This is a genomic window from Janthinobacterium violaceinigrum, from assembly GCF_009208555.1.
GTDB classification, from domain to species: Bacteria; Pseudomonadota; Gammaproteobacteria; order Burkholderiales; family Burkholderiaceae_D; genus Janthinobacterium; species Janthinobacterium violaceinigrum.
On the sequence record NZ_WFLI01000004.1, the window covers coordinates 209,024 to 235,414 of the forward strand.

The following is a 26,391-nucleotide window of genomic DNA, read 5'->3' on the forward strand; positions in this document are numbered from 1 at the left end:
CGTGTCCCACCGCAAGGCGGACAGCGCCAACATTGAAAATGCAAGGACTTAGACGAGTGCGGGCGGCGCGCGCGATTGCGCGGTGGACCAGATGAACAGCGGGGACGGCGACTGGTAGTACAGGGCCGGGAAAATGGCCGTGCCGCCGGCGACGGGCAGCGGCAGCACGGGACTGGGCGGCAAGCCCACGGAACCCGCATGCGTGGAACAGAAGGCGCAATGCTCCATCTGCATGGCCTTGCCGCCGGACTTGCCGTCGGCGCCGCCATCATCGTCGACCTGGACGAAACGGATGCCGGCCACCGAGCAGATTTCCGCCCAGCCGGAGCCGGACTCCTGCTTGGCATTGGCGACGGCCTGGGAAACCGATGGCGCGAGCGCCGCCAGCAGGATCGCGAAACAGGCGATCCAGGCGGCGCAGCGGCGTGTGAAAGAGGTCATTCCCATGGCCGCATTTTACCAGCGGCCGCCGGGACTGGGTAGCGGAAAGCGGCTCAGGCGGCCGGACAGGCGGCGTTGCCGCCGTCAAAACCACGCACGACGCTCGCCGTATCGGCGGCGATGCGGCCGACGGCGCGGCGGTGGCCCAGTACCAGTTCATCGTAGCCCGCGCCCACCTTTTCATTGGCTATCGTGCGGCAAGTCACCACCTTGTTGCTGGCCAGCTGGCGCACGCTCCACACGGCATCGATCAGCGCATACTGGCCCATCACGGACTCGAAGCGCTGCACATTGGTGCTGATGCGGTACACGGGCAGGTTGTCCGGATGCGGCGTGCGGAACACGTCGATGGCGCCCAGCTCGTTCGTCACGGCCGTCGACAAGGCCTGGCCGATCTCGCCGGCCAGCGGCCCGGCCCAGCGCTGCTGCTCCAGCAATTCGATGCGGCCCGACGGCGCCGTCACGACGAACTGGTTGCGGCTCACCTGCTGCGGCACGCTGACGGCCAGCACCTCGACATAGTATTTGACGGGCTTGGCCGGCTGCGCGTCGGCGCCGCCGCTGAGCGTATAGAAATGCTCGGGCTGGGGCGTGGAGCACCCGCCCAGCAGGATGGCCGTCATCACAAGCGCAAGAATTGGCTGCTTCATTTTTTCTCATCTCCTTTTTTACCGCGGATCAGGGACTCCGGATGACGTTCCAGGTAATCCGACAGGGCGTTGAGCGATTGCAGGGTTTGCGTCAGTTGCTGCAAGGCCTGGCGCACGTCCGACTGCAGCGGCGAATCCTTTTGCAGCACCTGTTCGGCCGTGCCGAAGGTCTGTTTCGCCGCCGTCAGGGTATCGCGCATTTCCGGCACCACCTGGCCATCGAGCTGCTTGAACAGGGTATTGGCCTGCTTGATGGTGGCATTCAGGTTGTTGCCGATCTCCGCGTACGGCACCTGGTCGAGCTTGCGGGCGATGCTGGCAATCTGCGTCTGCAATTCGTCGAGCGTGTTCGGCACGGTCGGCACTTCCAGCGGATATTTGTTCAGCTCCAGCGCCACCTTCGGCGCTTTCGGGAAGAAGTCGAGCGCGATGTACAGCTGGCTGGTCAGCAGGTTGCCCGTGCGTAGCTGGGCGCGCAAGCCACGGCTGACCATGCGTTCGAGCAGCTGGTGGCCAGCCGAACCTTCCGCATCATCGACGGCCGTCTTGAAACGCATGCCCAGGCGGGCCGGATACAGGCTGACGGTGACGGGCATGCGAAAGTTCTTCTTCACGGGATCGAATTCGATGCCCACCGAGCGCACCTCGCCCAGCACGATGCCGCGGAAGTCCACCGTGGCGCCGGGCTGCAAGCCGCGCAGGGACTGGTCGAAATAGAACACGGTGGTAATGGCTTCGCCATCGGGCTCGCGCATGGCGCTGGCCTCGTCGGCGGCCAGGCGGTAGCTGGTGCCAGCCGGCGCAGGGTCTTCCGGCTTGCGGCCATTTTCCGCCTCGAAGGCGATGCCGCCCACCAGCATGGCGGCCAGCGACTGCGTGTTGAGCTTGAAACCGTTCGAATCGAGGCGCACGTCGACGCCGCTGGCATGCCACCAGCGCGCATTCTTGCCGACGAACTGGTCGTACGGCGCGTTCACGAACACCGACATGGTGATGCCGTGGCCATCCTTGTCCAGCGCGAAGCTGACCACCTTGCCCACCCGCAGGCGGTGGAAGAACAGGGGCGAACCGACATCGACGGATCCCAGGCTGTCCGCATGCAGGGTGTACAGCTTGCCCTTCTGGTCGCCGGCCACGGGGGGCGGGTCTTCCATGCCGACGAAACTATCCTTTTTGGCTTCCGACTTGCCCGTGTCGACGCCGATGTAGGCGCCCGACAGCAAGGTGCCCAGGCCCGTCACGCCGCTGGCGCCGATCTGCGGGCGCACCACCCAGAAGCGCGAATCGGCGGTGGCGAAACGGCGTGCTTCCTTGCTCATGTCGATCGTCACCAGCACCTTGCTCAAGTCGTCGCCGAGGGTGATGGCGCGCACCTGGCCGATATCGACATCCTTGTACTTGACCTTGGTCTTGCCCGGTTCCAGGCCTTCCGCGCTCTTGAAACTGACCGTCACCGTGGGGCCCTGGTCCAGGATGGACTTGGCGGCCAGGCCGGCGCCGATCAGCGCAGCGAGCAAGGGAATGAGCCATACCAGCGACGGCAGCCAGCGGCTGCCCTGTTCCACGTCGGGCTCGGGCAATGGCCGGCCACCCGTTTCGGCAAGGTCGCCTGCTTCTTTGTCAGACATGCTGTTCTCCAATCACTGTATTGTTTCCGGTATTTGTCGTCACCACCACGGGTTCTTCCTCGCCTGGCACCTGCTCGTCGACGGGGTCCCAGATCAGACGCGGGTCGAACTGCATCGCTGCCAGCATGGTCAGCACCACCACGGCGCCAAAGGCCAGCGCGCCGGGACCGGCCGTGATCACGGCCAGCGACTTGAAACGCACCAGCGCCACCGTCAGGGTGACGACAAAGATATCGAGCATGGACCAGCGGCCGATGAATTCGACCATGCGGTACAGGACGGTGCGCTGGCGCGGCCGCCAGCGCGAACGCCGCTGCGCGGTGAACGCCAGCAGCGCCAGCACGCCCAGCTTGAGCATGGGCACGACCACGCTGGCGATGAAAATGATGATGGCCAGGCCTTTCGAGCCGCTGGTCCAGAACAGCACCACGCCGCTCATGATGGTGTCGTCCTGCGCGCCGAACAGCGACTGCGTCACCATCACGGGCAGCAGGTTGGCGGGAATGTAGAGGATCATGGCGGCGATCAGCAAGGCCCAGGTGCGGCTGATGCTGTTTGGCTTGCGCACATGCAGGGCCGAGCCGCAGCGCACGCAGCGCAGGTGTTTTCCATGGCCCAGGGGCGGCGCCACCAGGCCGCAGGCATGGCAGGGCACCATCTTCGCGCCGGGCGCGAACGCCTTGTAGCGGATGCCGGGCAGCGCTTGCCGGGTCAGGTCGTCGCCCAGGTTCCACAAGGCCTTGGGGTCGAACGAGACGACGATGGCCAGCAGCAGGGTGAGCGCGCCAAACGCGAACAGGCCCGGTTGCGGCAGCACGGTGGCCAGGCTGGTCATCTTGACGACCGTGATCAGGATGCCGATCATCAGCACTTCCGTCATGCCCCATTCGCGCGCCGTCTGCACGGCGCGCAGCACGCGGTTAAAACCGGGCACCTTGATGCCGCCGCGCAGACCCAGCGCCACGTACAGCAGGGAACCCAGTTCGATGGCGGGAAAGAGGATGGTAAACAGGAAGACCATCGTCGCCACCACCTGCATCTGCTCGGACCACAGCACGCGGATGGAACCGAGCAAGGTGGCGCTGGAAGTCAGGCCATTGACGTCGAGTTCGACGATGGGGAAGAACTGGGCGATCAGGAAGACCAGGGCGGCGCCCAGGGTCAGCGCCACGACCTTGTCCAGGCCAGCGGAAGCACCGCGGCCCGAGGCGGCCCGGTACAGCACCGAGCGGCAACGGACGCAGCGCGCCTTTTCGCGTGGACGCAGCGGACGTTTGCGGTACAGCACGCCGCAGTCATGGCAGCTAATCAGGTCGTATCGGTGCACAGTGTGAAGTTTGCCGGCGCGCAAGCGCGACTATCCCATATCAATGCCAGCAATCATGACAGAGTTGGCATTTTCCTGCACTACAGCATTATTCTTTTGCATTCCCCCGCAGCAACGCTTCCACGGCGCGGCCGATTTGCAGCACCGTGTCGTCGGCGCCCGCCAGGCCGCAGATGCCCAGCCCCACGGGCAGTTCGCCGTCCGCATGGCACGGCAGCGACAGCGCGCAGCCGTCGAGGAAGTTGATCACGCTGGCATTGCGCAGCACCAGGCCATTCGTGGCGAAGAAGGTGGCGTCATCCGCTTCCAGCGGCGCCACTTCCGGCGCCACGATGGCCACGCTGGGCATCAGCCACGCATCGAATGGCGCCAGGCGCCGCCGGGCGACGCCGATCAGGCGCGCGCGCGCATCGAGCAAATCGATGTAGTCGGCTGCGCCCTGCTGCTGGCCGCGGCGGATACGCGCCGCCACGCGCTGGTCGTATTGCGCGCCCTTCTCGTCGAGCAGCGCGCGGTGCCAGTGCCACGCTTCCGCCGCCACCAGGCCGCCGCCGCCATTGATCGTCGGCAGCTCCAGCAGTTCCGGAAAATCGAACTGTTCCACCTGCGCGCCGGCCGCGCGCAGTTCGTCCAGTGCGCGCGCGTAAGCCTGCTGCACCTGCGGCTCGACATTGGCGCCCACGTAGTCCAGGGTAAAGCCGAAGCGCAAGCCTTTCAAGGCTGGCGCGTGAGCGGCAATCGCGTGGCCGGACAGCACCGCATGCAGGATGGCGCAGCAATCGACGCTGTGCGCGATGGGACCGGCCGAGTCGAGGGAGCGCGACAGCGGCACCGTGCCCGCCAGCGACACGGCAGCCGCCGTCGGCTTGAAGCCCGTCAAGCCGCAAAAGGCGGACGGGATGCGGATCGAGCCGCCCGTGTCCGTGCCCAGCGCGCCGGCCGCCATCCCCAGCGCCACCGTGACGGCGCCGCCCGAGGTGGAGCCGCCCGCCACGCGCGCGCCGTCGTGCGGATGGCGCGGCGTGCCGTAATGGGGATTGAGGCCCAGGCCGGAGAATGCGAATTCGCTCATGTTGGTGCGGCCCAGCAGGATGGCGCCGGCCGCGCGCAGGCGCGCCACGGCACCAGCATCGGCAACGGCAGGCGGCGCCTCGGCCAGCGCCAGCGAAGCGGCGCTGCTGACCTGCCCCTTGACGTCGAACAGGTCCTTGATGGACAGGGGAATGCCCGCCAGCGGCGAAGGCACCAGGCCGGCCGCGCGCGCCGCATCGCTGGCGCGCGCTTCCATCAGCGCCTGTTCGCCATCGAGGCCGACATACGCATGGCCGCCCTGCGCCCGGTGCGCCTCGGCGCGCGCCAGCATCTGCTCGGTCAATGCCACGCTGCTGGTGCGGCCGGCGGCCAGGTCGGCCGCCAGGTCGCGGATGGTCTTGGTCAACTGGGTCATGTTCTTATCCTTCCACGGGCAGGGTTTGCACGGCATAGCGGTGCTGCAGGCGGCGCTGCAAGGCAGGATCATACAGCTCCAGCTCGAACGCGTCGCCATGGCCCATTTCACCGATGATCGGCTGCGTGCCGCAGAACATGGCGCTGCCCACGGGCAGGCTGGCCTGCCCCGTGTAGCGCAGGATCAGGTCTTCCGGCGACAGCATGCGCGTCACGGGGCCATCCTGGTACAGGGCCGGCACGCCGGCCCGTTCGCGCCAGGAACGCATCTGCAGCTGGTCCCAGTGGCCGGCCACGTCGGCATGGCGCCACAAGGTGTCGCCCACGGGCTTGCCGCACATCTGCTTCGAGACCGTCACGCCATAGCTTTCCACCTTGCGGTCCGTGTGGTCGGAGCCGATGCCCACCAGCAGGCCGTATTCGGTGGAGAACAGCACGAATTCGGCCTCGCCCGACGAATCGCGGCCCGGCACTTCGATGGCCGCATCGCTGGACAGCAGCGCCGCCGCCACGCGGTAAAACGTCGGCACGCTTTTGGGGCGCGCCACGCCGATGGCTTCCAGTTCGGCGATATGGTGTTCGACCATCGCCATGTCGCGGCCCGTCCAGCCGGCGATGATCAGATTGTCGATGTCGAAGGTGACGGGGCCGTGGCCGGCCAGGTTGAAGGTATGGGTGCTCATGACTTCCTTATTCCTCAAGGGGGCCGCGGCCCGTTTCTCTGGCCGCAAACACGGCGGCGCCGGTGATCAGCAAGGCCGCCGCCACGTACAGCGAGACGGCCATGGTGCTGTTGTACGAGCGGTACAGGCTGGCGATAACGAGGGGCGCGAAGCCGCCGCCGATGACGCCGGCCAGCGTGTAGGCCAGCGAAGACCCCGCATAGCGCACCTTGGTGGGGAACTGTTCGATGACGAAGGCCGCCTGCGGACCGTACATGATGGCGTGGATGACCAGGCCCACGACGACGGCAACGACGATGGCGGCAGGGCTGGCCGTATCGAGCAGGGTGAAGAAGGCGAACGCCCACACCAGGCCCAGGGTGGCGCCCAGCGCATACACGGGACGGCGGCCGATCTTGTCCGACAGGGCGCCAAAAACGGGTACCGACAGCGCATTGCAGGCCGTGCCGATCATGATGGCGGTGAGCGCCAGGGTCGACGACAGGTGCAGCACCGTCGTCACGTACGTCAGGGTGAACACCACCACCAGCGCATACAGCACGTCCGAGCCGATGCGCACGCCGCCGGCGATCAGCAGACGGCGCCAGTAGAGGCGCAGCACGTCGCCGATCGGCGCTTCCGCCTTCGCATCCTGCTGATCGAGTTCCTTGAACAGCGGGGTTTCCTCGATGCCGCTGCGTATCCACATGCCGAAGGCCACCAGCAGCAGGCTGGCGATGAACGGCATGCGCCAGCCCCAGTCCATGAATGCTTCATGCGGCAGCAGATACGTGATCAGGCCGATGCAGCCCGTCGCCAGCAGGGTGCCGAACGATGGCCCCACCTGCGTCCACGAGGCATTGCGGCCCCGCTTGTCCGCCGCCCCGTGTTCGACGGAGATCAGCACGGCGCCTGCCCATTCGCCGCCCAGCGCGATGCCCTGCACGAAGCGCAGCGCCACCAGCAGGACCGGGCTCCAGATGCCGGCCGTCGCATACGTGGGCAGGAGGCCCATCAGGCCCGTCGTCACGCCCATCAGCATCAGGGTCACCACCAGTACCCAGCGGCGTCCCAGCTTGTCGCCCAGATGGCCGAAGATCACGCCGCCGATCGGGCGCGAGATATAGCCGACGGCATACGTGGAAAAGGCCAGGATGGTGCCCGTCAGCGGATCGAATGAAGGGAAGAACAGGTGATTGAAAATCAGCGCCGCCATGGTGTTGTAGACGGTGAAGTCATACCATTCCAGGGTCGTGCCGACCATGCTGGCCGTGGCCAGGCGTCCCGTCTTGGGCTTCCCGCCCGCTGCGGGCGCATGCGATTCTCGCTGCGCAGTGGCGCGCGCCGTGGTGTGTGTGGTCATAGCCTACCTCTCTCGTCAGTTTTATTGCAGGCCCGGCGCAGGATGCTTTGCCCTGCGCCGTGGCCCGTGTCTCGTGTTATCGGTGCCGGCAAGATGCGCGTGCCCGCGTCAGGCCGCTTGCAGGTCCGCCTCGCGCAGCTGCCAGGACAGCTGCAGGATGGCCGCCTGTTCGCCATCGAGGCCCAGCGCCGCACCGGCTTCGTTTGCCGCCGCCACGGCGGCGCTTTCCGACGACGCGTCGATCAGGAAGATGGGATCGAGCACGCGGCCTTCCTTCTGCTCCGCCGGCAAAGGACCGGACAGATTGGCATCGGGCGTGAGCAGGCGCGTGGAAATCACGCCATCGATCTGCAGCAGCTTCGTCCCCAGCGCCGCCATGCCGGCCACCGCTTGCGCGTCCTGGCCGATGGCTGGCGCCCCCAGGCGCAGCACGGCCAGCCAGGCGCCCGTGCCCATGCCCGTTTCCGCCTCGATGGCGCAGACCCGGCGCATCGGATCACGCATGCGCTGCAGATTCGCCACCGACCATGGCGTCTGCTGGCCGAAAGCCTTGAAATAGTCCGGCGTCTGGAAGGCGTCGAGCGAGACGGTACGGTACAGGCCCAGGTATTTGCGGGGACCGCGCACGCTCTGGTAGCGCGTGCCGCTGACAAAACCGGGAATGCGCACGCGCTCTTCCACGTGCTCGCGGTCATACCAGCGGTTGAAATCGAGTTCGTGTTCAGGGTCGGCGCTGGTCCAGACAAACAGGATGCCGGGCAAGGTGGTGGTGAACGTCGTCATGATGGTTCCGTTGTGCGTTGTAAGTGGTGTGCCAACCCAGAATAGGCGGCACGCCATCACTTGGCAAACGGGTTATTCTGAACGCGACTGATAAGTTTTTCTTGTGGGTCGCGGCGATTACAGCAACTTAATTGTCACGCTAATTGTCACGTCCGTGCACCGGCGCCATACTCCTCGCCCAGCCCCAGGGTGAACCTGGCCGCTTCCTCGCACGCCAGCATGGCCACCAGCTGGATCGCTTCCGTGGTGATGTCTTCGCTGTAGCTGATGACGATGCGCTGCGGCGCCAGGGCGCTGGCGCATGGAATCAGCGCGATGTTGCCCTGCTCGATTTCCTCGCGCAGGGGCGCCAGCGGCAGCACGGCGATGCCGAAGCCCGCCTTCACGAGGCGCACGATGGCCGAGATCGAGCTGACGCAGTGCACCCTGCCCAGCTGCACGCCCTCGTCCTGGCACAGCGCTTTCAATGCGGAATGGGGCTGCGAGCCCCGGTTCATGGTGATGATCGGATGCTGCGCCAGTTGCGCCACGGTGAACGGTTTGCCCGTGTCGGGCCAGTCGGCCTTCCTGCCCGCCCAGCCCATGGCGATGGCACCGCTGCCCGTGCTGCGGATATGGTCGCCCGTCAGCATGTCCGTCTGCAGCGCGATATCGAGTTCGCCCTGCTGCAGCTGTTCGTGCAGGCGGCGCGTCGATTCGGACGTCAATTGGATCTCGATGCCCGGATAGCGTTCCTGCACGCGCTGCAGGAACGGGATCAGCCAGGTATGGACGATGGTTTCGATGACGCCGATGCGCACTTCGCCCGTGATGTGCGCGGGCGAGGAATTGGCCGCATACATGTCGCGGCACAGTTCCAGCATGCGCTCGGCGTACACGAGCAGGTTGCGCCCGGCGAAGGTCAGGCGGATTTCACGCGCATCGCGGTCGAACAGCCGCGTGCCGAAGTCCTGCTCCAGCGAGGCGATGCGGTTCGAGATGGCCGCCTGCGTGATGTGCAGCTTGTCGGCCGCCGTGCGGAAGCTGCCCAGCCGCGCAGCCCAGACAAACGCTTCGAGAAAACGGGTATTCAATGGAGCTCTTCTTCACATAATGTGTGGTCGGCCCATTGTAAGCCAAACTGCCTTGCCTTATTTCCCGCCCTATTTCTTGCCCAGGAAATCGAGCAAGGTCAGGGCGACGATCTTGCTGGCCTTGCGCAGATCGTCGAGCGCCAGGCGTTCATCGGCCTTCTTCGCATTCGATTCGGGCACCGTGCGCGGGCCGGCGCCATACAGCACGGCCGGGATGCCCCGTTCGCCATACAGGCGCGCATCCGCATACAGGGGCGTGCCGACGGCGGGAATCGTCTCGCCGAGGATGGCTTGCGCATTCTTTTGCAGGCTGCCCACCAGCTGCTCGGAACCGGGCAAGGGGCGCAGCGCGTGCGACAGCAGCAGGCGACGGATCTCGAGGCGGATGCCCGGTTCGCCCCGCACGGCGTCTTCGATCAGGGCCCGCACCTGCGCTTCCACCGCCACCGGGTCTTCTTCCGGGATCATCCGGCGGTCCATCTTCATGACGACTTTTCCCGGCACCACATTGGTATTCGTGCCGCCATCGATGCGCCCCACCAGCATGGTGGGCGAGTCGATGCCGGCGACCTTGGACTTGATCTTTTTCAGCTCCGGCAGCTGGCCGTAGATGGCGTTGAGGATCTTGTTGGCCGCCTGCAGCGCGTCATGCCCCGTCTCCGGCATGGAGCCGTGGCCCGACTTGCCGTGCACGGTGATTTCCAGCTGCAGGCAGGCGTTGTGCGCGGTGACGATGCCGTAGCTGAAACCGGCCGCGATGACGAAATCGGGCTTGGTCAGCTGCTGTTCCAGCAGCCAGCCCGGCCCCAGCAAGCCGCCGAATTCCTCGTCGTACGTGAAGTGCAGTTCCAGCTGGCCTTGCAGTGGAATGCCCAGCGCTTCGAGCGCGCGCGCGGCAAACACATAGGTGGCGAAATCGCCTTTTGAGACGGCCGTCGCGCGGCCGTAGATATAGCCGCCGTCGATCTGGCCGCCATACGGCGGATACGTCCAGTTGTCGCCGGGCGGCACCACGTCGCCATGCGCATTCAGGGCCACCGTCGGACCGCCTGCCGCATACGGGCGGCGCACGATCAGGTTGGTGATGCTCTGCATGCCATACGCCTCCACCTGTTCTTTTGGCACGGCATGCTGTTCCGCCTGCCAGCCGTAGGCCTGCAGCAGCTGCGCCACCAGTTCCGCGTGAGGCGCGTTGTTGCCGGGTGGCGTGTCCGTCGGCTGCTGCACCACCTTCTGTAAAAATGCGACTTCCTCGTCGAAGTGTTCGTCGATCCAGGCCGTGATACGTTCTGCGTGCGTTGTCATTTTGTTCCTTGCATGGTCTGTTGCAGCCAGACGCCCAGTTCACTGCGCTCGGCGTCCGTCATATTGGTCAGGTTCCCGATCGGCATGGCTTTGAGCTCGATGGCCTGCTTGTAGATTTGCGCCGCATGCTGGCGGATTTCCGTTTCATTATCCAGCATCATGCCGGCCGGTGCCGTGGCAAAGCCCGGCTGCGTGGGCTGGGCCGAATGGCAGGTGGCGCAGCGCTGGGCGATGATGGCATGCACGTGCTTGAATTGCGCTGCGGGGTCCGCGGCCGGCGCGGCCGCCACGGCCACGGGCGCTTTCGGCGCGATGGCCACGGCCACGGCCACCAGCAAGGCCACGCCCAGGGCCGGATAGCGCCACTCGACCCGGCCCTTGTGGCGCAGGTTGAAGAAGTGGCGGATGAAGACGCCGGCCGCCATGATCAGCGCCAGCACCAGCCAGGCGTGATCGTTGCGGTAGGTCATCGCGTAGTGGTTGCTGATCATGATGAACAGCACGGGCAAGGTGAAATAATTGTTATGCACGCTGCGCTGCTTGGCTTTCAGGCCGTGTTTGGGGTCGGGCAGCTTGCCGGCGGCCATGGCTTCAACCATCTTGCGCTGGCCGGGAATGATCAGCATCAGCACATTGGCCACCATGATGGTGCCGATCATGGCGCCCACGTGGATGTAGGCGGCGCGCCCGCTGAGCAGGTGCGTGAGCACATACGCGGCGCCGACGATCAGCGCAAACACCGTCACGCCGAACCACAGCTCGTATTGCGCCAGCTTCGAGCGGCACAGCAGGTCGTACACGGTCCAGCCGATGACGAGGGTGGCGATGCCGATGCCGATCGCCTGGCCGCTGCTGATGTCGGCCACGGATTTGTCGATCATCATGGCCTGGGCATTGAAGTAGTAGGCTATCGTCAGCAGTGCAAAGCCGGACAGCCAGGTGGAATACGCTTCCCACTTGAACCAGTGCAGTTCCTTCGGCAGTTCGGCGGGCGCCACCAGGTATTTTTGCGGGTTATAGAAGCCGCCGCCGTGCACGGCCCACAATTCTCCCGACACGCCTTTCTTTGCCAGCTCGGAGCCGGGCGCGGGCGGGCGGATCGAGTTGTCGAGCCAGACGAAATAAAAGGAAGCACCGATCCAGGCGATGCCCGTGATGACGTGCAGCCAGCGGACGATCAGGTTCAGCCACTCCAGGCCGTACGGAATCAGGTAGGCAAATACTTCCATAAATTTCCTCTAGTCAGACCGAACCAATATTCGTGCCAATCTACACAAGATAAACGGATTTACCGCCCATCACATGAAAAATATCGTATATTTGACATATTCAAATCGATATACAACAGAGCCGCCGCCACATGTCCAGCCTGCCGCAACACCTCGACCTGCACTTGATCCGCATCCTCTATCTGCTGCTGGTGGAAAAGAATGTCTCGCGCGTGGCGCTCAAACTCAATCAGCCGCAGCCTTCGATTTCCGCTTCCCTGCGCAAGCTGCGCGAACTGACGGGCGATCCGCTGCTGGTGCGGGGCGCGCGCGGCATGGTGCCCACCCAGCATGGCGAAAGCCTGCTCAATCCGGCCAAGCGCATCCTCGACCAGACGGAGAGCCTGTTCGTCAAGAAGACGCCGTTCGTGGCGCAGGAAGAGGCGCGCACCTTCCACATCGCCGCGCCCGACTACCTGGACAGCCAGTTCCTGCCCAACGTGGTGGCCCTGCTGCGCCGCGGTTCGCCGAAGAGCCGCGTGGTGCTGCACAGCCTGGGGCCGGGCATCGACCATATCCGCCAGCTGTCCGACGGGGGGCTGGACCTGGTGATCGCCAACTGGGACGAGCCGCCCGCCCATCTGCACATCTCGAAGCTGTTCGAAGACCCCATCATCTGCGCCATGCATGCGGAAAACGCGTATGCGCGCCGCACGGCCAGCGACGCCATGACGCTCGACGATTATCTGAGCCTGCCCCATGTGGCGCCGTCGCAGATGATGCCGGGCTACCACGGCGTGATCGACTCCTTTCTGGAACGCCAGAACCTGCAGCGCAACGTGGTGGTGGAATCGGCGTATTTCGGCCTGATTCCCTACATGCTGACGCAGACCGACCTGGTACTGACCACGGGCCGGCAGTTCATGCGCTTCTATGAAAAGACCCTGCCGCTGAAAACGTATACCGTGCCATTGAAATTCCCGCCCATGCGTTTTTACCAGCTGTGGCACCAGCGCGTGCACCAGGCGCCCGAGCACAAATGGCTGCGCGACCAGGTCAGCGCGGCCGCCAAGGCGCTGGTGCAGCGATAGCCGCTATCAGCGCGCGCATATAATGGATGGCGGAACGGGGCGCTATCATCACCGCTTGCATGATCGGAAAACCATGACCACCCTTTCAGACCTGAACGCCGGCAGCCAGGCCGATTTTATCGCGCACCTGCATGGCATCTATGAACATTCGCCCTGGATCGCCCAGCGCGCGGCCGCCGCCCGGCCGTTTGCCAGCCTCACGGCGCTCAAGACGGAGCTGCAGCGCGTGCTGGCGCAAGCCTCGCCCGAAGAACAACTGGGGCTGATACGCGCCCACCCGGAGCTGGCCGGCAAGGCCGCCATCGCGGGACAGCTGACGGCGGAGTCGACGCGCGAGCAGGCCAAGTCCGGCCTGAACCTGTGCAGCGCTGACGAATTTGCCACCTTGCAGCGCCTGAATACCGAGTACAACGCCAGGTTCGGTTTTCCCTTCATCCTGGCCGTCAAGGGCCCGACGGGCGAAGGCTTGACGCGCCAGGACATCATCGCCACGTTCGCGCGGCGCCTGAAAAACCGCCACGCCGATGAACTGGCCGAATCGCTGCGGCAGATCAAGCGCATTGCCGAGCTGCGCCTGAACGACCTGTTCGACGTGCGCCTGGATTTCGGTCCGGGCATCATGCAGCATGCGGAAATACTGGCCGGCTGGAGCGACAGCGATTACAACCTGACGTGCGCCTACCTGACGTCGGCGCACCGCAAGACGGCGGCGCAGTTGGCCGACTGGATGCGGGAAGCAGGCATGCAGGTGCATATCGACGCCGTCGGCAATGTCGTCGGCCGCTACCTGTCCGACGTCCCCGGCGCAAAGACCCTGATGACGGGATCGCACTACGACACGGTGCGCAACGGCGGCAAGTACGATGGCCGCCTGGGCATCGTGCTGCCGATCGCCGTCGTGCGCCACCTGCATGAGCGGGGCGAAAAACTGCCGTTCCACCTCGAGATCGTCGGCTTCGCCGAAGAGGAAGGCGTGCGCTTCAAGAGCACCTTCCTGGGTAGCACGGCCGTCACGGGCAAGTTCGACGTCTCGCTGCTGGAGCAGCTCGATACGGATGGCGTGAGCATGCGCGAGGCGCTGGCCGCCGCCGGCCATGCAGCGTCCGCCATCGGCGCCATCGCGCGCGATCCCGCCGATTTGCTCGGCTATGTGGAAGTGCATATCGAACAGGGCCCCGTGCTGCTGGAGCGCGACCTGCCGTTGGGGATCGTCACGGCGATCGCCGGCAGCTCGCGCTACCTGGTCAGTCTTGGCGGCGTGGCCAGCCATGCGGGCACCACGCCCATGAACATGCGCAAGGATGCGGCCAGCGCGGCCGCCGAAATCATCCTGCTGGTGGAACGGCGCTGCAACCAGGGCGAGGCGCTGGTGGGTACCGTGGGACAGCTGCACGTGCCGAACGGCTCCGTCAACGTGATCGCCGGTGCCTGCACCCTGTCGCTCGACATCCGCGCGGCCGTTGACGCCGTGCGCCAGGCGGCCGTCGACGATATTCTGGATGGCATCGCCGCCATCTGCGCGCGGCGCCAGATCGACTACCAGCTGGAACTGCTGCTGTCGGCGCGTGCCGCACCGTGCGCGCCATGGCTGATGGCGCAGCTGGCGCAGGCCGTGGAATCGGTCGGCGTCGAACCGTACGCGCTGCTGTCGGGCGCCGGCCACGACGCCATGGCCATGGCCGCCATCACCGACGTGGCCATGCTGTTTACCCGCTGCGGCAATGGCGGCATCAGCCACAACCCGCTGGAAACCATGACGGCCGACGACGCCGACATCGCGGCGCGCGCGCTGCTGGCCTTCCTGCGCCACTTCCAGCCCAGGCCCTGAAGGAGGCGCGGGCCGGCGGAGCTACACAGCCACGGCCCGCTCCAGCATCGCGTGCAGCAGTACATTGCAGCCCGCTTCCAGGTGCTCGGGCTTGGCGTCCTCGATTTCATTGTGGCTGATGCCATCCTTGCACGGCACGAAGATCATGCCGGCCGGCGCCAGCCGGGCCGCATAGATGGCGTCGTGGCCGGCGCCGGAGACCACGTCCATCACGGAGTAGCCCAGCTTTTCAGTCGCGTTGCGCACGGCGCCCACGCAGTCGGGGTGGAACGGGCATGGCGGGTAGTAGGAGACGCGCTCCAGCGTGATGCCCAGCCCAGTCTTGTCACGCGTGGCATCGATGAAGGCCGTGATTTCGCCATGCATGGTGTTGAGCAGTTCGTCGTTCACATTGCGCAGGTCGATGCTGAATTTGACTTCGCCGGGGATCACGTTGCGGCTGTTCGGGAACACCTGCACCATGCCCACCGTGCCGCGCCCGTACGGCGGGTAGCGGTTGGCAATGGCCACCACTTCCTGCATGATGGCGGTCGCCACCTGCAGCGCATCCTTGCGCAAGCCCATGGGCGTGGGGCCCGCGTGCGCTTCCATGCCCGTCACCACGCAGTCGTACCACGACAGCCCCATCACGGCCGGCACCACGCCGATCACCTTGTCCGCGTCTTCCAGCACGGGCCCCTGCTCGATATGCGTCTCGAAGTAGGCACCGATGGGATGGTCGCCCGGTACCTGGTCGCCACGATAGCCGATGCGCGCCAGCTCCTCGCCTACCGTTTTGCCTTCCGTGTCTTTCGCCGCGTAGGAGGTTTCGAGCGAAAAGGCGCCGCAGAACACCCCCGAGCCCATCATCACGGGCACGAAGCGCGAGCCTTCCTCGTTGGTCCAGAAAGCCACTTCGATGGGGGCCTGCGTCTTGATCTTCAGATCGTTCAGGGTGCGCACCACTTCCAGGCCCGCCAGCACGCCGTAGTTGCCATCGAACTTGCCGCCCGTGGGCTGCGTGTCGATATGGCTGCCCGTCATCACGGGCGGCAGGGTATTGTCCACGCCGTCGCGGCGCATGAAGACATTGCCGATCTGGTCGATGGTGATGCTCATGCCCGCTTCACGGCCCCAGCCCACCACCAGGTCGCGGCCCTGCTTGTCCAAGTCGGTCAGGGCCAGGCGCTTGACGCCGCCCTTCGCTGTCGCACCGATCTGCGCCAGTTCCATCAGGGCTGCCCACAGGCGCTCGCCATTGATACGCAATTCATCCATCGTCAACTCCTTATGCGGTGGTGGCGGAAAACGCGGGGCGCTCGATATAGCGCCCCGCGCCCTCGACGGCCGTCAGCTCGCCCTGGTGGAACACCACCTTGCCGGCGGCAATCGTGGTGCGGGGAATGCCGCGCACGGTGCGCCCTTCGAAGACGTTGAAGCCCCCTTTGGCGAACTGCGTGGCGGCGGAAATGGTGCGCGTGCCCTGCGGGTCCCACAGCACGATGTCGGCGTCGCTGCCCGCGGCGATGACGCCCTTGCGCGGATACATATTGAAGATCTGCGCCGCATTGGTCGATGACACTTTGACGAATTCGGACGGCGTCAGCATGCCGGAATTGACGCCCGCATCCCACACCACGGCCATGCGTTCCTCGACGCCGCCGCAGCCGTTCGGGATGCGCGTGAAGTCGTCTTTGCCCGCCGCCTTCTGTTCCGCGCAAAAAGTGCAGTGGTCGGTGGCCGTCGTGTGCAGGTTGCCGCTTTGCAGGCCGTGCCACAGGGCCGCCTGATGGTGCTTGCCGCGGAACGGCGGACTCATGACGTGGCCCGCCACGTAGTCGAAGTCGTCGCTCTGGTAGACGCTGTCGTCGATCACCAGGTGGCCCGCCAGCGCTTCGCCGTACACGCGCTGGCCGTTCGCGCGGGCCCGCGTGATGGCGTCCAGCGACTCGGCGCACGACACGTGCACGATGTACACGGGGGTATTGAGGACGTTGGCAATCGCGATGGCGCGGTTGGCCGCCTCCGCTTCCACGGCTGGAGGGCGCGACAGCGGATGCGCCTGCGGCCCCGTGATGCCCTTTTTCAGCAAGGCTTGCTGCAATTGAAAAACCAGCTCGCCGTTTTCCGCATGCACGGTGGGCAGCGCTCCCAGTTCCAGCGAGCGGGTAAAGCTTTTTACCAGGGTTTCATCGTCGGCCATGATGGCGTTCTTATACGCCATGAAATGCTTGAAGCTGTTCACGCCATGCTCGCGCACCAGCACTCCCATCTCTTCATGTACCTGCTCGCTCCACCAGGTGATCGCCACGTGGAAGGTGTAGTCGCCGGCCGCCTTGGCCGACCATGCGCGCCACTGGTGATAGGCCTCGATCAGCGACTGCTTGGGCGCGGGGATGACGAAGTCCATGATGGTGGTGGTGCCGCCCGCCAGCCCCGCCGCCGTGCCCGTGAAAAAATCGTCGGACGTCACCGTGCCCATGAAGGGCAGATTCATGTGCGTGTGCGTGTCTATCCCGCCCGGCATCACGTACAGGCCGCCCGCATCGATCACGGTGGCGCCGGACGGAACGGCGAGGTTCTCGCCGACGGCGGCTATCGTGTCGCCCTCGATCAGCACGTCGGCGCGGAAGGCGCGGTCGGCATTGACGACGGTACCGCCACGTATCAGTGTAGTCATCTTGTCTCCTTTACTCGAACAGACCCGAACAGCTCAGGATTGCGGCGCCTGCTGCACGCGCGCCGTCACCTTGCCCTTCATCATGATGCCGTAGACGACGGCGGCGATGGCCACGCCCACGAACCAGGCGTAGGTATAGATGGTTTTAAAGCCTGCGGCCACGTCGGGGAAGGCCGCGGGAAACGCCGCATTCAAAAAGCCCGGGATATTCGGCAGCACGGCGATGACAAAGGCGATCAGCGCCGCCATGTTCCAGCCGCTGCCATACGAATAGACGCCATCGTCGCGGTACAGCTGCCTGACGTCGAGCTGCGTCTTGCGCACGAAGTAGTAGTCGACGATGAGGATGCCGGCGATGGGACCCAGCAGGGCCGAGTAGCCGATCAGCCAGGTGAAGATATAGCCCTGCGTCGATTCAAGCACCTTCCACGGCATCATGACGATGGCGATGAAGGCCGTGATATAGCCGCCCATCTTGTACGAAATCTGCTTCGGCGCCAGCGAGGAAAAGTCATAGGCGGGGCCCACCAGGTTGGCCGCCAGGTTGACGCTGACCGTATCGATGAGCAGGATGATCAGGGCGATCAGCACGGCGGCGCCCGTCATGCGGCTGGCCAGGTCGACGGGGTCCCAGATGGCCTTGCCGTACATGACCACCGAACCGGCCGTGACGATGACGGCCAGCATGGCGAGTAAACCCATGGGCACGGGCAGGCCGATCGACTGGCCGATCACCTGGTCGCGCTGCGTCCTGGCGAAGCGCGTGAAGTCGGGAATGTTCAATGCCAGGGTCGCCCAGAAACCCACCATGGCCGTCAGCGACGGCCAGAAGACGCTCCAGAACTGGCCCGCCTTCTTGCCGCCGGGGATGAACTGCGATGGCTGGTCCAGCAGGCTGGCCACGCCGCCCGCCTTGCTGTGCACCCAGTACAGCAGCACGAAGCAGATGAGGATTTTCAAGGGAGCCGTGTAGGTTTCCAGTTTGCGGATCGACTCCATGCCGTGCAGAATGTAATAGAACTGGATGGCCCAGAAGGCCAGGAAGCACAGCAACTGGCTGCCATTGATGCCCAGGCCCGCGATCTTCTCGCCGCCCAGTTCATGGCCCATCAATACGCCCATCAGGGTATAGATCATCTGCCCGCCGAACCACGTCTGGATGCCGTACCAGCCGCAGGCGACGATGGCGCGCATCAGGGCCGGCAAGCGCGCGCCCATGGTGCCGAACGAGGCGCGCGCCAGCACCGCATACGGGATGCCGTACTTGGTGCCCGCATGGCCGATCAGCAGCATGGGCAGGAGCACGATGGCGTTGGCGAGAAATACCGTGAGCACGGCCTGGTAGCCGGACATGCCGCTGTCGATCAGGCTGGCCGACAGGGTGTAGGCGGGGATGCACATGACCATGCCGACCCACAGCGCGGCGAAGTGATACCAGCGCCAGGTGCGCTGCGCCGCCGTGGTGGGCGCCAGGTCTTCATTCCAGAGTTGCGTGTTGCCTGAGTAGTCGTGGTTCACAGGGTTGCTCCATCGGTTAGACCGCTGGCGCGCGAAGGCGCCAGGGATACGGCAATGTGGAAACGGCTCGGCTTTTAAGTAATCTAGCTTACTGCAAAGACGCGCCGCTGTTTATAAAATAAACGCACGCAATAACCGTGCCCTATGCCGTCTCCGCCAACGCGCGGGGATTCCTGGGATCCTGCGTCCAGTTCATGTACGGCTTGCCCGTGGCCTGCGGCACCATCGTGATGCAGCCTTGCACCGGACAGGTGATTTCGCACAGGTTGCAGCCCACGCATTCTTCCTTGATCACCTCATAGGTGCGCATGCCGGCGGCGTCGATCAATTGGGCGATCGACTGGTGCGACGTGTCTTCGCAAGCCACGTAGCATTTGCCGCATTTGATGCAGTCGTCCTGGTTGATGTGCGCGATGACCTGGTAATTCATGTCCAGGTATTTCCAGTCCGTCGTGTTGGCCACGGCCTTGCCGGCAAAGTCGCCGATGCGTTCATAGCCCTTTTCATCCATCCAGCGCGACAGCCCATCCTTCATCTCTTCGACGATGCGAAAGCCATGCAGCATGGCGGCCGTGCACACCTGCACGCAGCCGGCGCCCAGGGCGATGAATTCGGCCGCGTCGCGCCAGTTGCCGATGCCGCCGATGCCGGAAATGGGCAAGCCACGCGTCTGCGGATCGCGGGCGATTTCCGCCACCATGTTCAGCGCGATGGGTTTCACGGCCGCACCGCAATAGCCGCCGTGCGTGCTGGCGCCGCCCACGATGGGCAAGGCCACCATGCGGTCCAGGTCCAGCGAGGTGATCGAGTTGATGGTGTTGATCAGCGAGACGGCGTCCGCGCCGCCCGCCTTGGCCGCGCGCGCCGGCATGCGCACGTCCGTGATGTTGGGCGTGAGCTTGACGATGACGGGCAGGCGGCTGTGCTTCTTGCACCAGGCGGTCACCATCTGCACGTACTCGGGCACCTGGCCCACGGCCGCGCCCATGCCCCGCTCCGGCATGCCGTGCGGGCAGCCGAAATTGAGCTCGATGCCGTCGGCCCCCGTGGCCTCGACCTTGGGCAGGATATCGGCCCAGTAGTGCTCTTCGCACGGCAGCATCAGCGAGACGACGATGGCGCGGTCCGGCCAGTCCTTTTTCACCTGCGTGATTTCGCGCAGGTTGATGTCCAGCGAGCGGTCGGTAATCAGTTCGATGTTATTGAAGCCCACCACTTCGCGGTTCTTGCCATACAGGGCGGAATAGCGCGACGAGACGTTGACGGCGGCCGGGTCTTCACCGAGCGTCTTCCACACGACGCCGCCCCACCCCGCCTCGAAAGCGCGCACCACGTTATAGGCCTTGTCGGTAGGCGGCGCGGAGGCCAGCCAGAAGGGGTTCGGCGACTTGATGCCGCAAAATTCGATGCTGAGATCAGCCATTATGCAGCCTCCACTTTGGAAAGAAGATCGGCATGGATGGCCAGTGCGGCCAGCTTGCCATGCTGGACGGCCTGCACCGTCAAGTCCTGTCCCGGCGCCACGCAGTCGCCGCCCGCGTAGATCCCCGGCAGCACCGTGCGAAACAGCGCATCGACGGCGATCTTGTCGCCCTCGCGCCGCAACAGCGACGCCATCGGGTCATGCAGCACTTCCGTGTCGAGGCTCTGGCCGATGGCCTTGAAGATGGCGTCGGCGGCCACGTCGAACGTCTCGCCCGTGCCCGCCAGGCGCGTGCCCTGCATGCACGTTTTCTCGAAACGCATGCCGGCTACCTTACCGCCAGCGTCAAGCAGCACCTGCTGCGGCTGGGCCCACGTCAGCATGCGCACCTGATTGGCCTTGGCGATTTCCTGTTCATGGTGGGTGGCCGTCATGGCGTCGAAACCGCGCCGGTAGACCAGGGTGACTTCCTCGGCGCCCAGGCGCTGGATCTGCACGGCCATATCGATGGCCGTATTGCCGGCGCCAATCACGATGGCCCGCTTCGGCACGGGCAGCGCAGCCAGATCGTCGGCCTGGCGCAGCGCGCTAATGTAGTCGACGGCGGCCAGGAGACCCGGCGCATCCTCGCCCGTCAGGCCCAGCTTGCGGCTGGCACCCAGGCCCAGGCCCAGGAAGACGGCATCGTACTGCGCGTGCAGGTCGCGCAGCTGCAGGTTCTCGCCCAGCACCTGGCGACATCGGATCTCGATGCCGCCTATCTGCAGCAGGAAGTCGATTTCCTTCTGCGCGAAGTCGTCCGTCAGCTTGTATTTGGCGATGCCGTATTCATTCAGGCCGCCCGCCTTGTCTTCCTTTTCAAACACCACCACGTCGTGGCCCAGCATGGCCAGGCGGTGCGCGCACGACAGGCCGGCCGGTCCCGCGCCGACGATAGCGATGGTCTTGCCCGTGGCGGCCGCGCGCCGGAACGGGTGCTGCGCAAAATGCATGTGGTCGACGGCATAGCGCTGCAGCAGGCCGATCTTCACGGGCTGGCCTTCGGCGTCGTGGTTGCGCACGCAGACGTCTTCGCACAGGATTTCCGTGGGGCAGACGCGGGCGCAGCTGCCGCCCAGGATATTCTGCTTCAGGATGCCGGCGGCGGCGCCGTTGATGTTCTTGACGTGGATATTGCGGATGAAGCTGGCCACGTCGATTTCCGACGGACAGATGCGGCTGCACGGCGCGTCGTAGCAGTACAGGCAGCGGGCGCTTTCGATGGCGGCCTGGCGCGCGTTCAAAGGCGGTGCCAGGTCCGTGAAATGGCCCGCCAGTTCCTCGTTGGGCAGGGTGGGATGCGGCAAATAGTTCAGGGACTCGATCATCGCTGTTTCCTTCTTTTATCCTGCGGTGGATTTGTCGTGTGAAACCGTCACTTCATCTGGGGAAAAGCAAATTCCACACCAGCGCTTGCCGTATTGGGCCAGCGCTGCATCACGGCCTTGTGGCGCGTGTAGAAACGCACGCCTTCGGGACCATAGGCGTGGTGGTCGCCGAACATGCTGCGCTTCCAGCCGCCGAAACTGTTGAAGGCCATGGGCACGGGCAAGGGGATGTTGACGCCCACCATGCCGACCTGGATCTGGCGCACGAATTCGCGCGCCACGCCGCCATCGCGCGTGTAGATGGCCACGCCGTTGCCATACTCGTTGGCGTTGATCAGCTCCACCGCATGCACCACGTCAGGACAGCGCAGCACACACAGCACGGGACCGAAAATCTCTTCCTTGTAGATGCTCATGTCGCGCGTCACATGGTCAAATAAAGTACCGCCGACGAAGAAGCCGTTTTCGCGGCCCGGCACCACATGGTTGCGGCCATCGACCACCAAAGTTGCACCCTGCTCCACGCCCGAGGCGATCAGTTTTTCGATGCGCTGCTTGGCGGCCAGCGACACGACGGGCCCCATTTCCGCACCATCTTCCATGCCGTCGCGCACTTTCAGTGCGGCCGTGCGCGCTGCCAGTGCATCGATCAATCGGTCGCCCGCGTCGCCCACGGCCACGACCACGGAGATGGCCATGCAGCGCTCGCCCGCCGAACCGTAGGCGGCGCCGATCAGCGCATCGACCGTCATGTCCATGTCCGCATCGGGCATCACCACCATGTGGTTCTTCGCGCCGCCCAGCGCTTGCACGCGCTTGCCGCTGGCGCTGCCGCGCGCATAGATGTATTCGGCAATCGGCGTGGAGCCCACAAAGCTGATCGCCTGCACGACAGGGTGGTCGAGCAAGGCGTCGACCGTCACCTTGTCTCCCTGCACCACGTTGAAAACACCGTCAGGCAAGCCCGCTTCCTGCAGCAGTTTCGCGTGCAGCAAGGAGGCCGATGGATCGCGCTCGGACGGTTTCAGGACGAAGGTATTGCCGCAGGCGATGGCGACGGGGAACATCCACATCGGCACCATCACGGGAAAATTGAATGGCGTGATGCCGGCCACCACGCCCAGTGCCTGGCGCATGGACCAGGCGTCGATGCCGCGCGAAATCTGGTCCGTGAATTCGCCTTTTAATAATTGCGGAATGCCGACGGCAAATTCCACCATCTCGATGCCGCGCGCCACCTCGCCCTGCGCATCGGCGAAAGTCTTGCCATGCTCGCGCGTGAGCATGGCGGCAAAGTCGTCCGTGTGCTGCTGGCACAGCTGCAGGTAGCGGAACAGGACACGCGCGCGCGTCAAGGGCGGCGTCGCCGACCAGGCGGGAAAGGCGGCGGCCGCCGCCTGCACGGCTGCGTCCACGTCTTCCACTGTGCCCAGCGCCACCCGGGCCACGGGTACGCCCAGGGCGGGGTTGTAGACGTCGCCATAGCGGCCGCTTCGGGTGTCGACTTTGGCGCCGTTGATGTAGTGGGTGATGGTGTCGAGATCGTTCATGGTGTTTCTTTTTCAAACCCAAAAACAAGTGCCGGGGTCGACCCCTCAGGATCCGACCCCAGGTTTTGCTTGGGGTCGCAGTTCAATCGAGATTTTTGAGTACCTTGGCCAGCTTGCCGAACAGCTCGTCGATATGCTGTTTTTCCAGCACCAGCGGCGGCGACAGGGCGATGATGTCGCCCGTCGTGCGTATCAGCACGCCGTCCGCAAATGCCTGCTTGAAGGCGTTGAAGGCGCGCGTGCCCGGCTTGCCCGCGATGGGATCGAGTTCGATGCCGGCGATGAGGCCGATGCTGCGCAAGTCGATCACGTGCGGCAAGCCTTTCAGCGAGTGCACGGCATCGCTCCAATACGCCTGCATCGCTTTGGCGTGACCGAGGATGTCCTGTTCCTCGAACACTTGCAGGGTCGCCAGCGAGGCGGCGCAGGCCAGCGGGTGGCCGGAATACGTGTAGCCGTGGAACAGTTCGATCCCGGCCGGCGCATCCATGAAGGCGTCGTGGATGTACTGTTTGCTGAAGACGGCGCCCATGGGCACCATGCCGTTGGTCAAGCCCTTGGCCGTCGTCATCAGGTCCGGCTCGACGTCGAAATAGTCGGCGGCGAACGGCGTCGTCATGCGGCCAAAACCCGTGATGACTTCATCGAAGATCAGCAGGATGCCGTGCTTGGTGCACAGCTCGCGCAAGCGTTTCAGATAGCCTTTCGGCGGGATCAGAACGCCCGTGGAACCGGCCACCGGTTCGACGATGACGGCGGCAATCGTCGATGCATCGTGCAGGGCGACGATGCGTTCCAGTTCGTCGGCCAGGTGGGTGCCGTATTCGGGCTCGCCCACCGTGTAGGCGTTCTTGTCCAGGTTGTGCGTGTGCGGCAGGTGGTCCACGCCCGGCAGCAGGGGGCCGAAGGTCTTGCGGTTGCCGCCGATGCCGCCCACGGAAATGCCGCCGAAGCCCACGCCGTGATAACCGCGTTCGCGGCCGATCAAACGCGTGCGGCTGCCCTCGCCCCGCGCCCGGTGATACGCGAGCGCGATCTTCAGGGCCGTGTCGACGGCTTCGGAACCGGAATTGGTATAGAAGACATGGCCGAACTTGTGGCCCGTGTAGTCCATCAGTTTTTCGGCCAGGTCGAAGGCGGCCGGATGGCCCATCTGGAAGGTGGGCGCAAAATCGAGCTGGCCCACCATCTCGCGGATGGCGCCGACGATTTTCGGCTGCGCATGGCCGCAGGGCACGCACCACAGGCCGGCCGTGCCATCGAGGATGCTGTTGCCGTCGACGTCCTTGTAGTACATGCCTTCGGCCGAGACCAGCAGGCGCGGATGGGTCTTGAAATCGCGGTTATTGGTAAACGGCATCCAGAATGCCGACATCGATTCCGGCCTAGTTTCGTTCATGACCTTCTCCTTGGGATGGGCTGGCGCGGCGCCAGGATCGTTTTTGACGAAGCGTAAAATAATTTACCAGTTGGCAAAAAGCTGATGTAATAATAGACAGGCCATCCCCAACGGCACAGATACACAAACGGCAAAGTATCCCAACCGTACAGGTCGAAAAACCACTACAGTTTTTTTGTGCAAGGCAGCATAAGGAGCCACCGGTGATGCACAACGTGAAGCAGGACGAGGGTGCAGCTAGCGCCAGCGGCTGGCCCGTGCTGGACATCGACCGCCAGAAAAAAGGCGGCCTGGTCGAGCAGATCGTCATCGCCATCAGCGTCATGGTGGGCAGCCGCGCCCTGCGCATCGGCACGCGCATGCCTTCCGTGCGCCAGTTCGCCCGCTGCAATGGGGTGTCGACGTTTACCGTCGTCGAATCGTATGACCGCCTGGTCAACCTGGGCTTGCTGTCGTCGCGGCGCGGCTCCGGCTATTTCGTCGCGCGCCACGATATCGCGGCCTCGCCGCAATTGGCTGTGCACGCCAGCCCCAGCGCCATCGACGCCCTCACGCCGGACCTGTATTCGGGCGTGTCGGATGCGCTGCCCGTGGGGGCGGGCTGGCTGCCGCCCGAGATGTATGGCGAAGCGACCGTGCTCGATGCCGTGCGCCAGGCCATGCGCATTCCCGCCAGCCGCCTGCGCGGCTATGGCCACCCGCTGGGCTTTCCCTCGCTGCGCCAGCACCTGGCGACGAGCTTGTCGGAAGAGCTGTTCCAGGTGGAGCAGGACCAGGTCTTGCTCACGCATGGCGCCACGCACGCTTTTGACCTGATCCTGCGCAGCCTGACCAAGCCGGGCGACACGGTGCTGGTGGAAGACCCCGGCTACAGCAACCTGCAGTCGCTGATCCGCCACCACGGCTGCATCCCCGTGGGCGTGAATCGGGGCGAAACGGGCCTCGATCTCGATGCGCTGGCTGCGGAAGCGGCCCGCAGCCAGCCCAAGCTGATGTTCGTCAACACGGTGCTGCAAAATCCCCTGGGCACTTCGCTCAGCCAGGCGCAGACGCACCGCCTGCTGGCACTGGCCGAGCAATTCGATTTCTGGCTGGTGGAAGACGATATCTACCGCGAACTGGCGGCGCGCGGCGAAGCGTCGCTGGCGGCGATGGATGGCTTGCGCCGCGTGATCCGCGTGGGCAGCTTTTCCAAGACCCTGTCGCCCGTGCTGCGCGTCGGCTCCATCTGCGCCTCGCCTTCGCTGGTGGCCGAACTGGTGCGCGTGAAAATGCTGGCGGGACTGACGACGTCGGAAATCAACGAGCGCGCCGTCTACCACGCCATCTCCGCGCGGCCCTACAAGCGCATGGTCGAGCGGCTGGTGGCGCAGCTCGATGCAGCCCGCGAGCGCAGCATCGACTGCCTGGCGCAAGCGGGCATGGCGCCCGTGGCGCGGCCCCGCGGCGGCATGTTCGTCAGCGCCGGCTGGCCCGACATCCAGACGCCGGAATGGAATGGCAAGATCGTCGCCGACATGGCGTTGAAGGCGGGCATCCTGCTGTCGCCGAACGAATTTTTCATGCTGCGCGCGCCCGAGACGGTGTGGTTCCGCTTCAACGTGGCCTACACCGATACTCCCGTGCTGCACACCTTCCTGCAATCGATCCGTCCACGCTAAAGAACCCGC

21 protein-coding genes are annotated in these 26,391 nt (G+C 64.8%); 3 read left to right on the forward strand and 18 right to left on the reverse strand.

The window, feature by feature from the left end:
* Positions 1-48: 48 nt before the first annotated feature.
* From GCN75_RS05175 to GCN75_RS05225, 11 genes are all read right to left on the reverse strand, one after another.
* Positions 49-441 carry a DUF2946 domain-containing protein gene (locus tag GCN75_RS05175; RefSeq protein ID WP_152281653.1) on the reverse strand — a complete coding sequence of 131 codons (393 nt, stop codon included), beginning with the start codon at positions 439-441 and terminating at the stop codon, positions 49-51.
* A gap of 53 nt (positions 442-494) precedes the next feature.
* A complete protein-coding gene (locus GCN75_RS05180) occupies positions 495-1,091 on the reverse strand; it encodes a PqiC family protein (protein ID WP_152281654.1) in 597 nt (198 codons plus the stop codon).
* Entirely contained in the window at positions 1,088-2,719 is a 1,632-nt protein-coding gene (locus tag GCN75_RS05185) for a PqiB family protein (protein ID WP_152281655.1), read from the reverse strand. Before GCN75_RS05185 ends, GCN75_RS05180 begins: the two co-directional genes overlap by 4 nt.
* Positions 2,712-4,007 (reverse strand): paraquat-inducible protein A, encoded by a 1,296-nt coding sequence (locus tag GCN75_RS05190; protein ID WP_405002781.1) that lies wholly within the window; start codon positions 4,005-4,007, stop codon positions 2,712-2,714. Before GCN75_RS05190 ends, GCN75_RS05185 begins: the two co-directional genes overlap by 8 nt.
* A 127-nt stretch (positions 4,008-4,134) precedes the next feature.
* Complete coding sequence (locus tag GCN75_RS05195; RefSeq protein WP_152281657.1) at positions 4,135-5,493, reverse strand: amidase; 1,359 nt, start codon at positions 5,491-5,493, stop codon at positions 4,135-4,137.
* Positions 5,494-5,497: 4 nt separating this feature from the next.
* On the reverse strand, positions 5,498-6,175 hold the full coding sequence (locus GCN75_RS05200) for a DUF2848 domain-containing protein (RefSeq protein WP_152281658.1): 678 nt from the start codon (positions 6,173-6,175) through the stop codon (positions 5,498-5,500).
* Between the two features lie 7 nt (positions 6,176-6,182).
* Positions 6,183-7,517 (reverse strand): MFS transporter, encoded by a 1,335-nt coding sequence (locus GCN75_RS05205; RefSeq protein ID WP_152281659.1) that lies wholly within the window; start codon positions 7,515-7,517, stop codon positions 6,183-6,185.
* Between the two features lie 108 nt (positions 7,518-7,625).
* Positions 7,626-8,300 carry a DUF4286 family protein gene (locus tag GCN75_RS05210; RefSeq protein ID WP_152281660.1) on the reverse strand — a complete coding sequence of 225 codons (675 nt, stop codon included), beginning with the start codon at positions 8,298-8,300 and terminating at the stop codon, positions 7,626-7,628.
* Between the two features lie 146 nt (positions 8,301-8,446).
* Positions 8,447-9,373 (reverse strand): LysR family transcriptional regulator, encoded by a 927-nt coding sequence (locus GCN75_RS05215; RefSeq protein WP_152281661.1) that lies wholly within the window; start codon positions 9,371-9,373, stop codon positions 8,447-8,449.
* 69 nt (positions 9,374-9,442) lie between these two features.
* On the reverse strand, positions 9,443-10,678 hold the full coding sequence (locus GCN75_RS05220; protein WP_152281662.1) for a M20/M25/M40 family metallo-hydrolase: 1,236 nt from the start codon (positions 10,676-10,678) through the stop codon (positions 9,443-9,445).
* Complete coding sequence (locus GCN75_RS05225; protein ID WP_152281663.1) at positions 10,675-11,907, reverse strand: urate hydroxylase PuuD; 1,233 nt, start codon at positions 11,905-11,907, stop codon at positions 10,675-10,677. Before GCN75_RS05225 ends, GCN75_RS05220 begins: the two co-directional genes overlap by 4 nt.
* Positions 11,908-12,038: 131 nt before the next feature.
* Between GCN75_RS05225 and GCN75_RS05230 the strand changes: the two genes are divergently transcribed.
* Both GCN75_RS05230 and GCN75_RS05235 read left to right on the forward strand, forming a co-directional pair.
* Complete coding sequence (locus GCN75_RS05230; RefSeq protein ID WP_034754583.1) at positions 12,039-12,977, forward strand: LysR family transcriptional regulator; 939 nt, start codon at positions 12,039-12,041, stop codon at positions 12,975-12,977.
* A 73-nt stretch (positions 12,978-13,050) separates the two neighbouring features.
* Complete coding sequence (locus tag GCN75_RS05235) at positions 13,051-14,805, forward strand: allantoate amidohydrolase (protein WP_152281664.1); 1,755 nt, start codon at positions 13,051-13,053, stop codon at positions 14,803-14,805.
* A 21-nt stretch (positions 14,806-14,826) separates the two neighbouring features.
* On the opposite strand, the gene GCN75_RS05240 is transcribed toward GCN75_RS05235, so the two are convergent.
* The 7 genes from GCN75_RS05240 to GCN75_RS05270 form a co-directional block, all read right to left on the reverse strand.
* Positions 14,827-16,062: a Zn-dependent hydrolase gene (locus tag GCN75_RS05240; RefSeq protein ID WP_152281665.1), complete on the reverse strand. Its 1,236-nt coding sequence runs from the start codon at positions 16,060-16,062 to the stop codon at positions 14,827-14,829.
* Positions 16,063-16,072: 10 nt separating this feature from the next.
* The gene (gene hydA / locus GCN75_RS05245; RefSeq protein ID WP_152281666.1) at positions 16,073-17,464 is read right to left on the reverse strand and encodes a dihydropyrimidinase; all 1,392 of its coding nucleotides are present in this window, start codon (positions 17,462-17,464) and stop codon (positions 16,073-16,075) included.
* A gap of 33 nt (positions 17,465-17,497) precedes the next feature.
* Positions 17,498-18,982 carry an NCS1 family nucleobase:cation symporter-1 gene (locus GCN75_RS05250; RefSeq protein ID WP_152281667.1) on the reverse strand — a complete coding sequence of 495 codons (1,485 nt, stop codon included), beginning with the start codon at positions 18,980-18,982 and terminating at the stop codon, positions 17,498-17,500.
* Between the two features lie 142 nt (positions 18,983-19,124).
* The gene (preA, locus tag GCN75_RS05255) at positions 19,125-20,405 is read right to left on the reverse strand and encodes an NAD-dependent dihydropyrimidine dehydrogenase subunit PreA (protein ID WP_226941118.1); all 1,281 of its coding nucleotides are present in this window, start codon (positions 20,403-20,405) and stop codon (positions 19,125-19,127) included.
* Positions 20,405-21,772, reverse strand: coding sequence for an NAD(P)-dependent oxidoreductase (locus tag GCN75_RS05260; RefSeq protein WP_152281669.1), 1,368 nt, complete (start codon positions 21,770-21,772; stop codon positions 20,405-20,407). The genes preA and GCN75_RS05260 overlap by 1 nt, the downstream gene beginning before the upstream one ends.
* A 47-nt stretch (positions 21,773-21,819) precedes the next feature.
* Positions 21,820-23,322 (reverse strand): CoA-acylating methylmalonate-semialdehyde dehydrogenase, encoded by a 1,503-nt coding sequence (locus tag GCN75_RS05265; RefSeq protein ID WP_152281670.1) that lies wholly within the window; start codon positions 23,320-23,322, stop codon positions 21,820-21,822.
* A gap of 82 nt (positions 23,323-23,404) precedes the next feature.
* Entirely contained in the window at positions 23,405-24,721 is a 1,317-nt protein-coding gene (locus GCN75_RS05270; protein ID WP_152281671.1) for an aspartate aminotransferase family protein, read from the reverse strand.
* A 206-nt stretch (positions 24,722-24,927) separates the two neighbouring features.
* On the opposite strand from GCN75_RS05270, the gene GCN75_RS05275 reads away from it, so the two are divergent.
* The gene (locus GCN75_RS05275; RefSeq protein ID WP_152281672.1) at positions 24,928-26,382 is read left to right on the forward strand and encodes an aminotransferase-like domain-containing protein; all 1,455 of its coding nucleotides are present in this window, start codon (positions 24,928-24,930) and stop codon (positions 26,380-26,382) included.
* Positions 26,383-26,391: the final 9 nt, after the last annotated feature.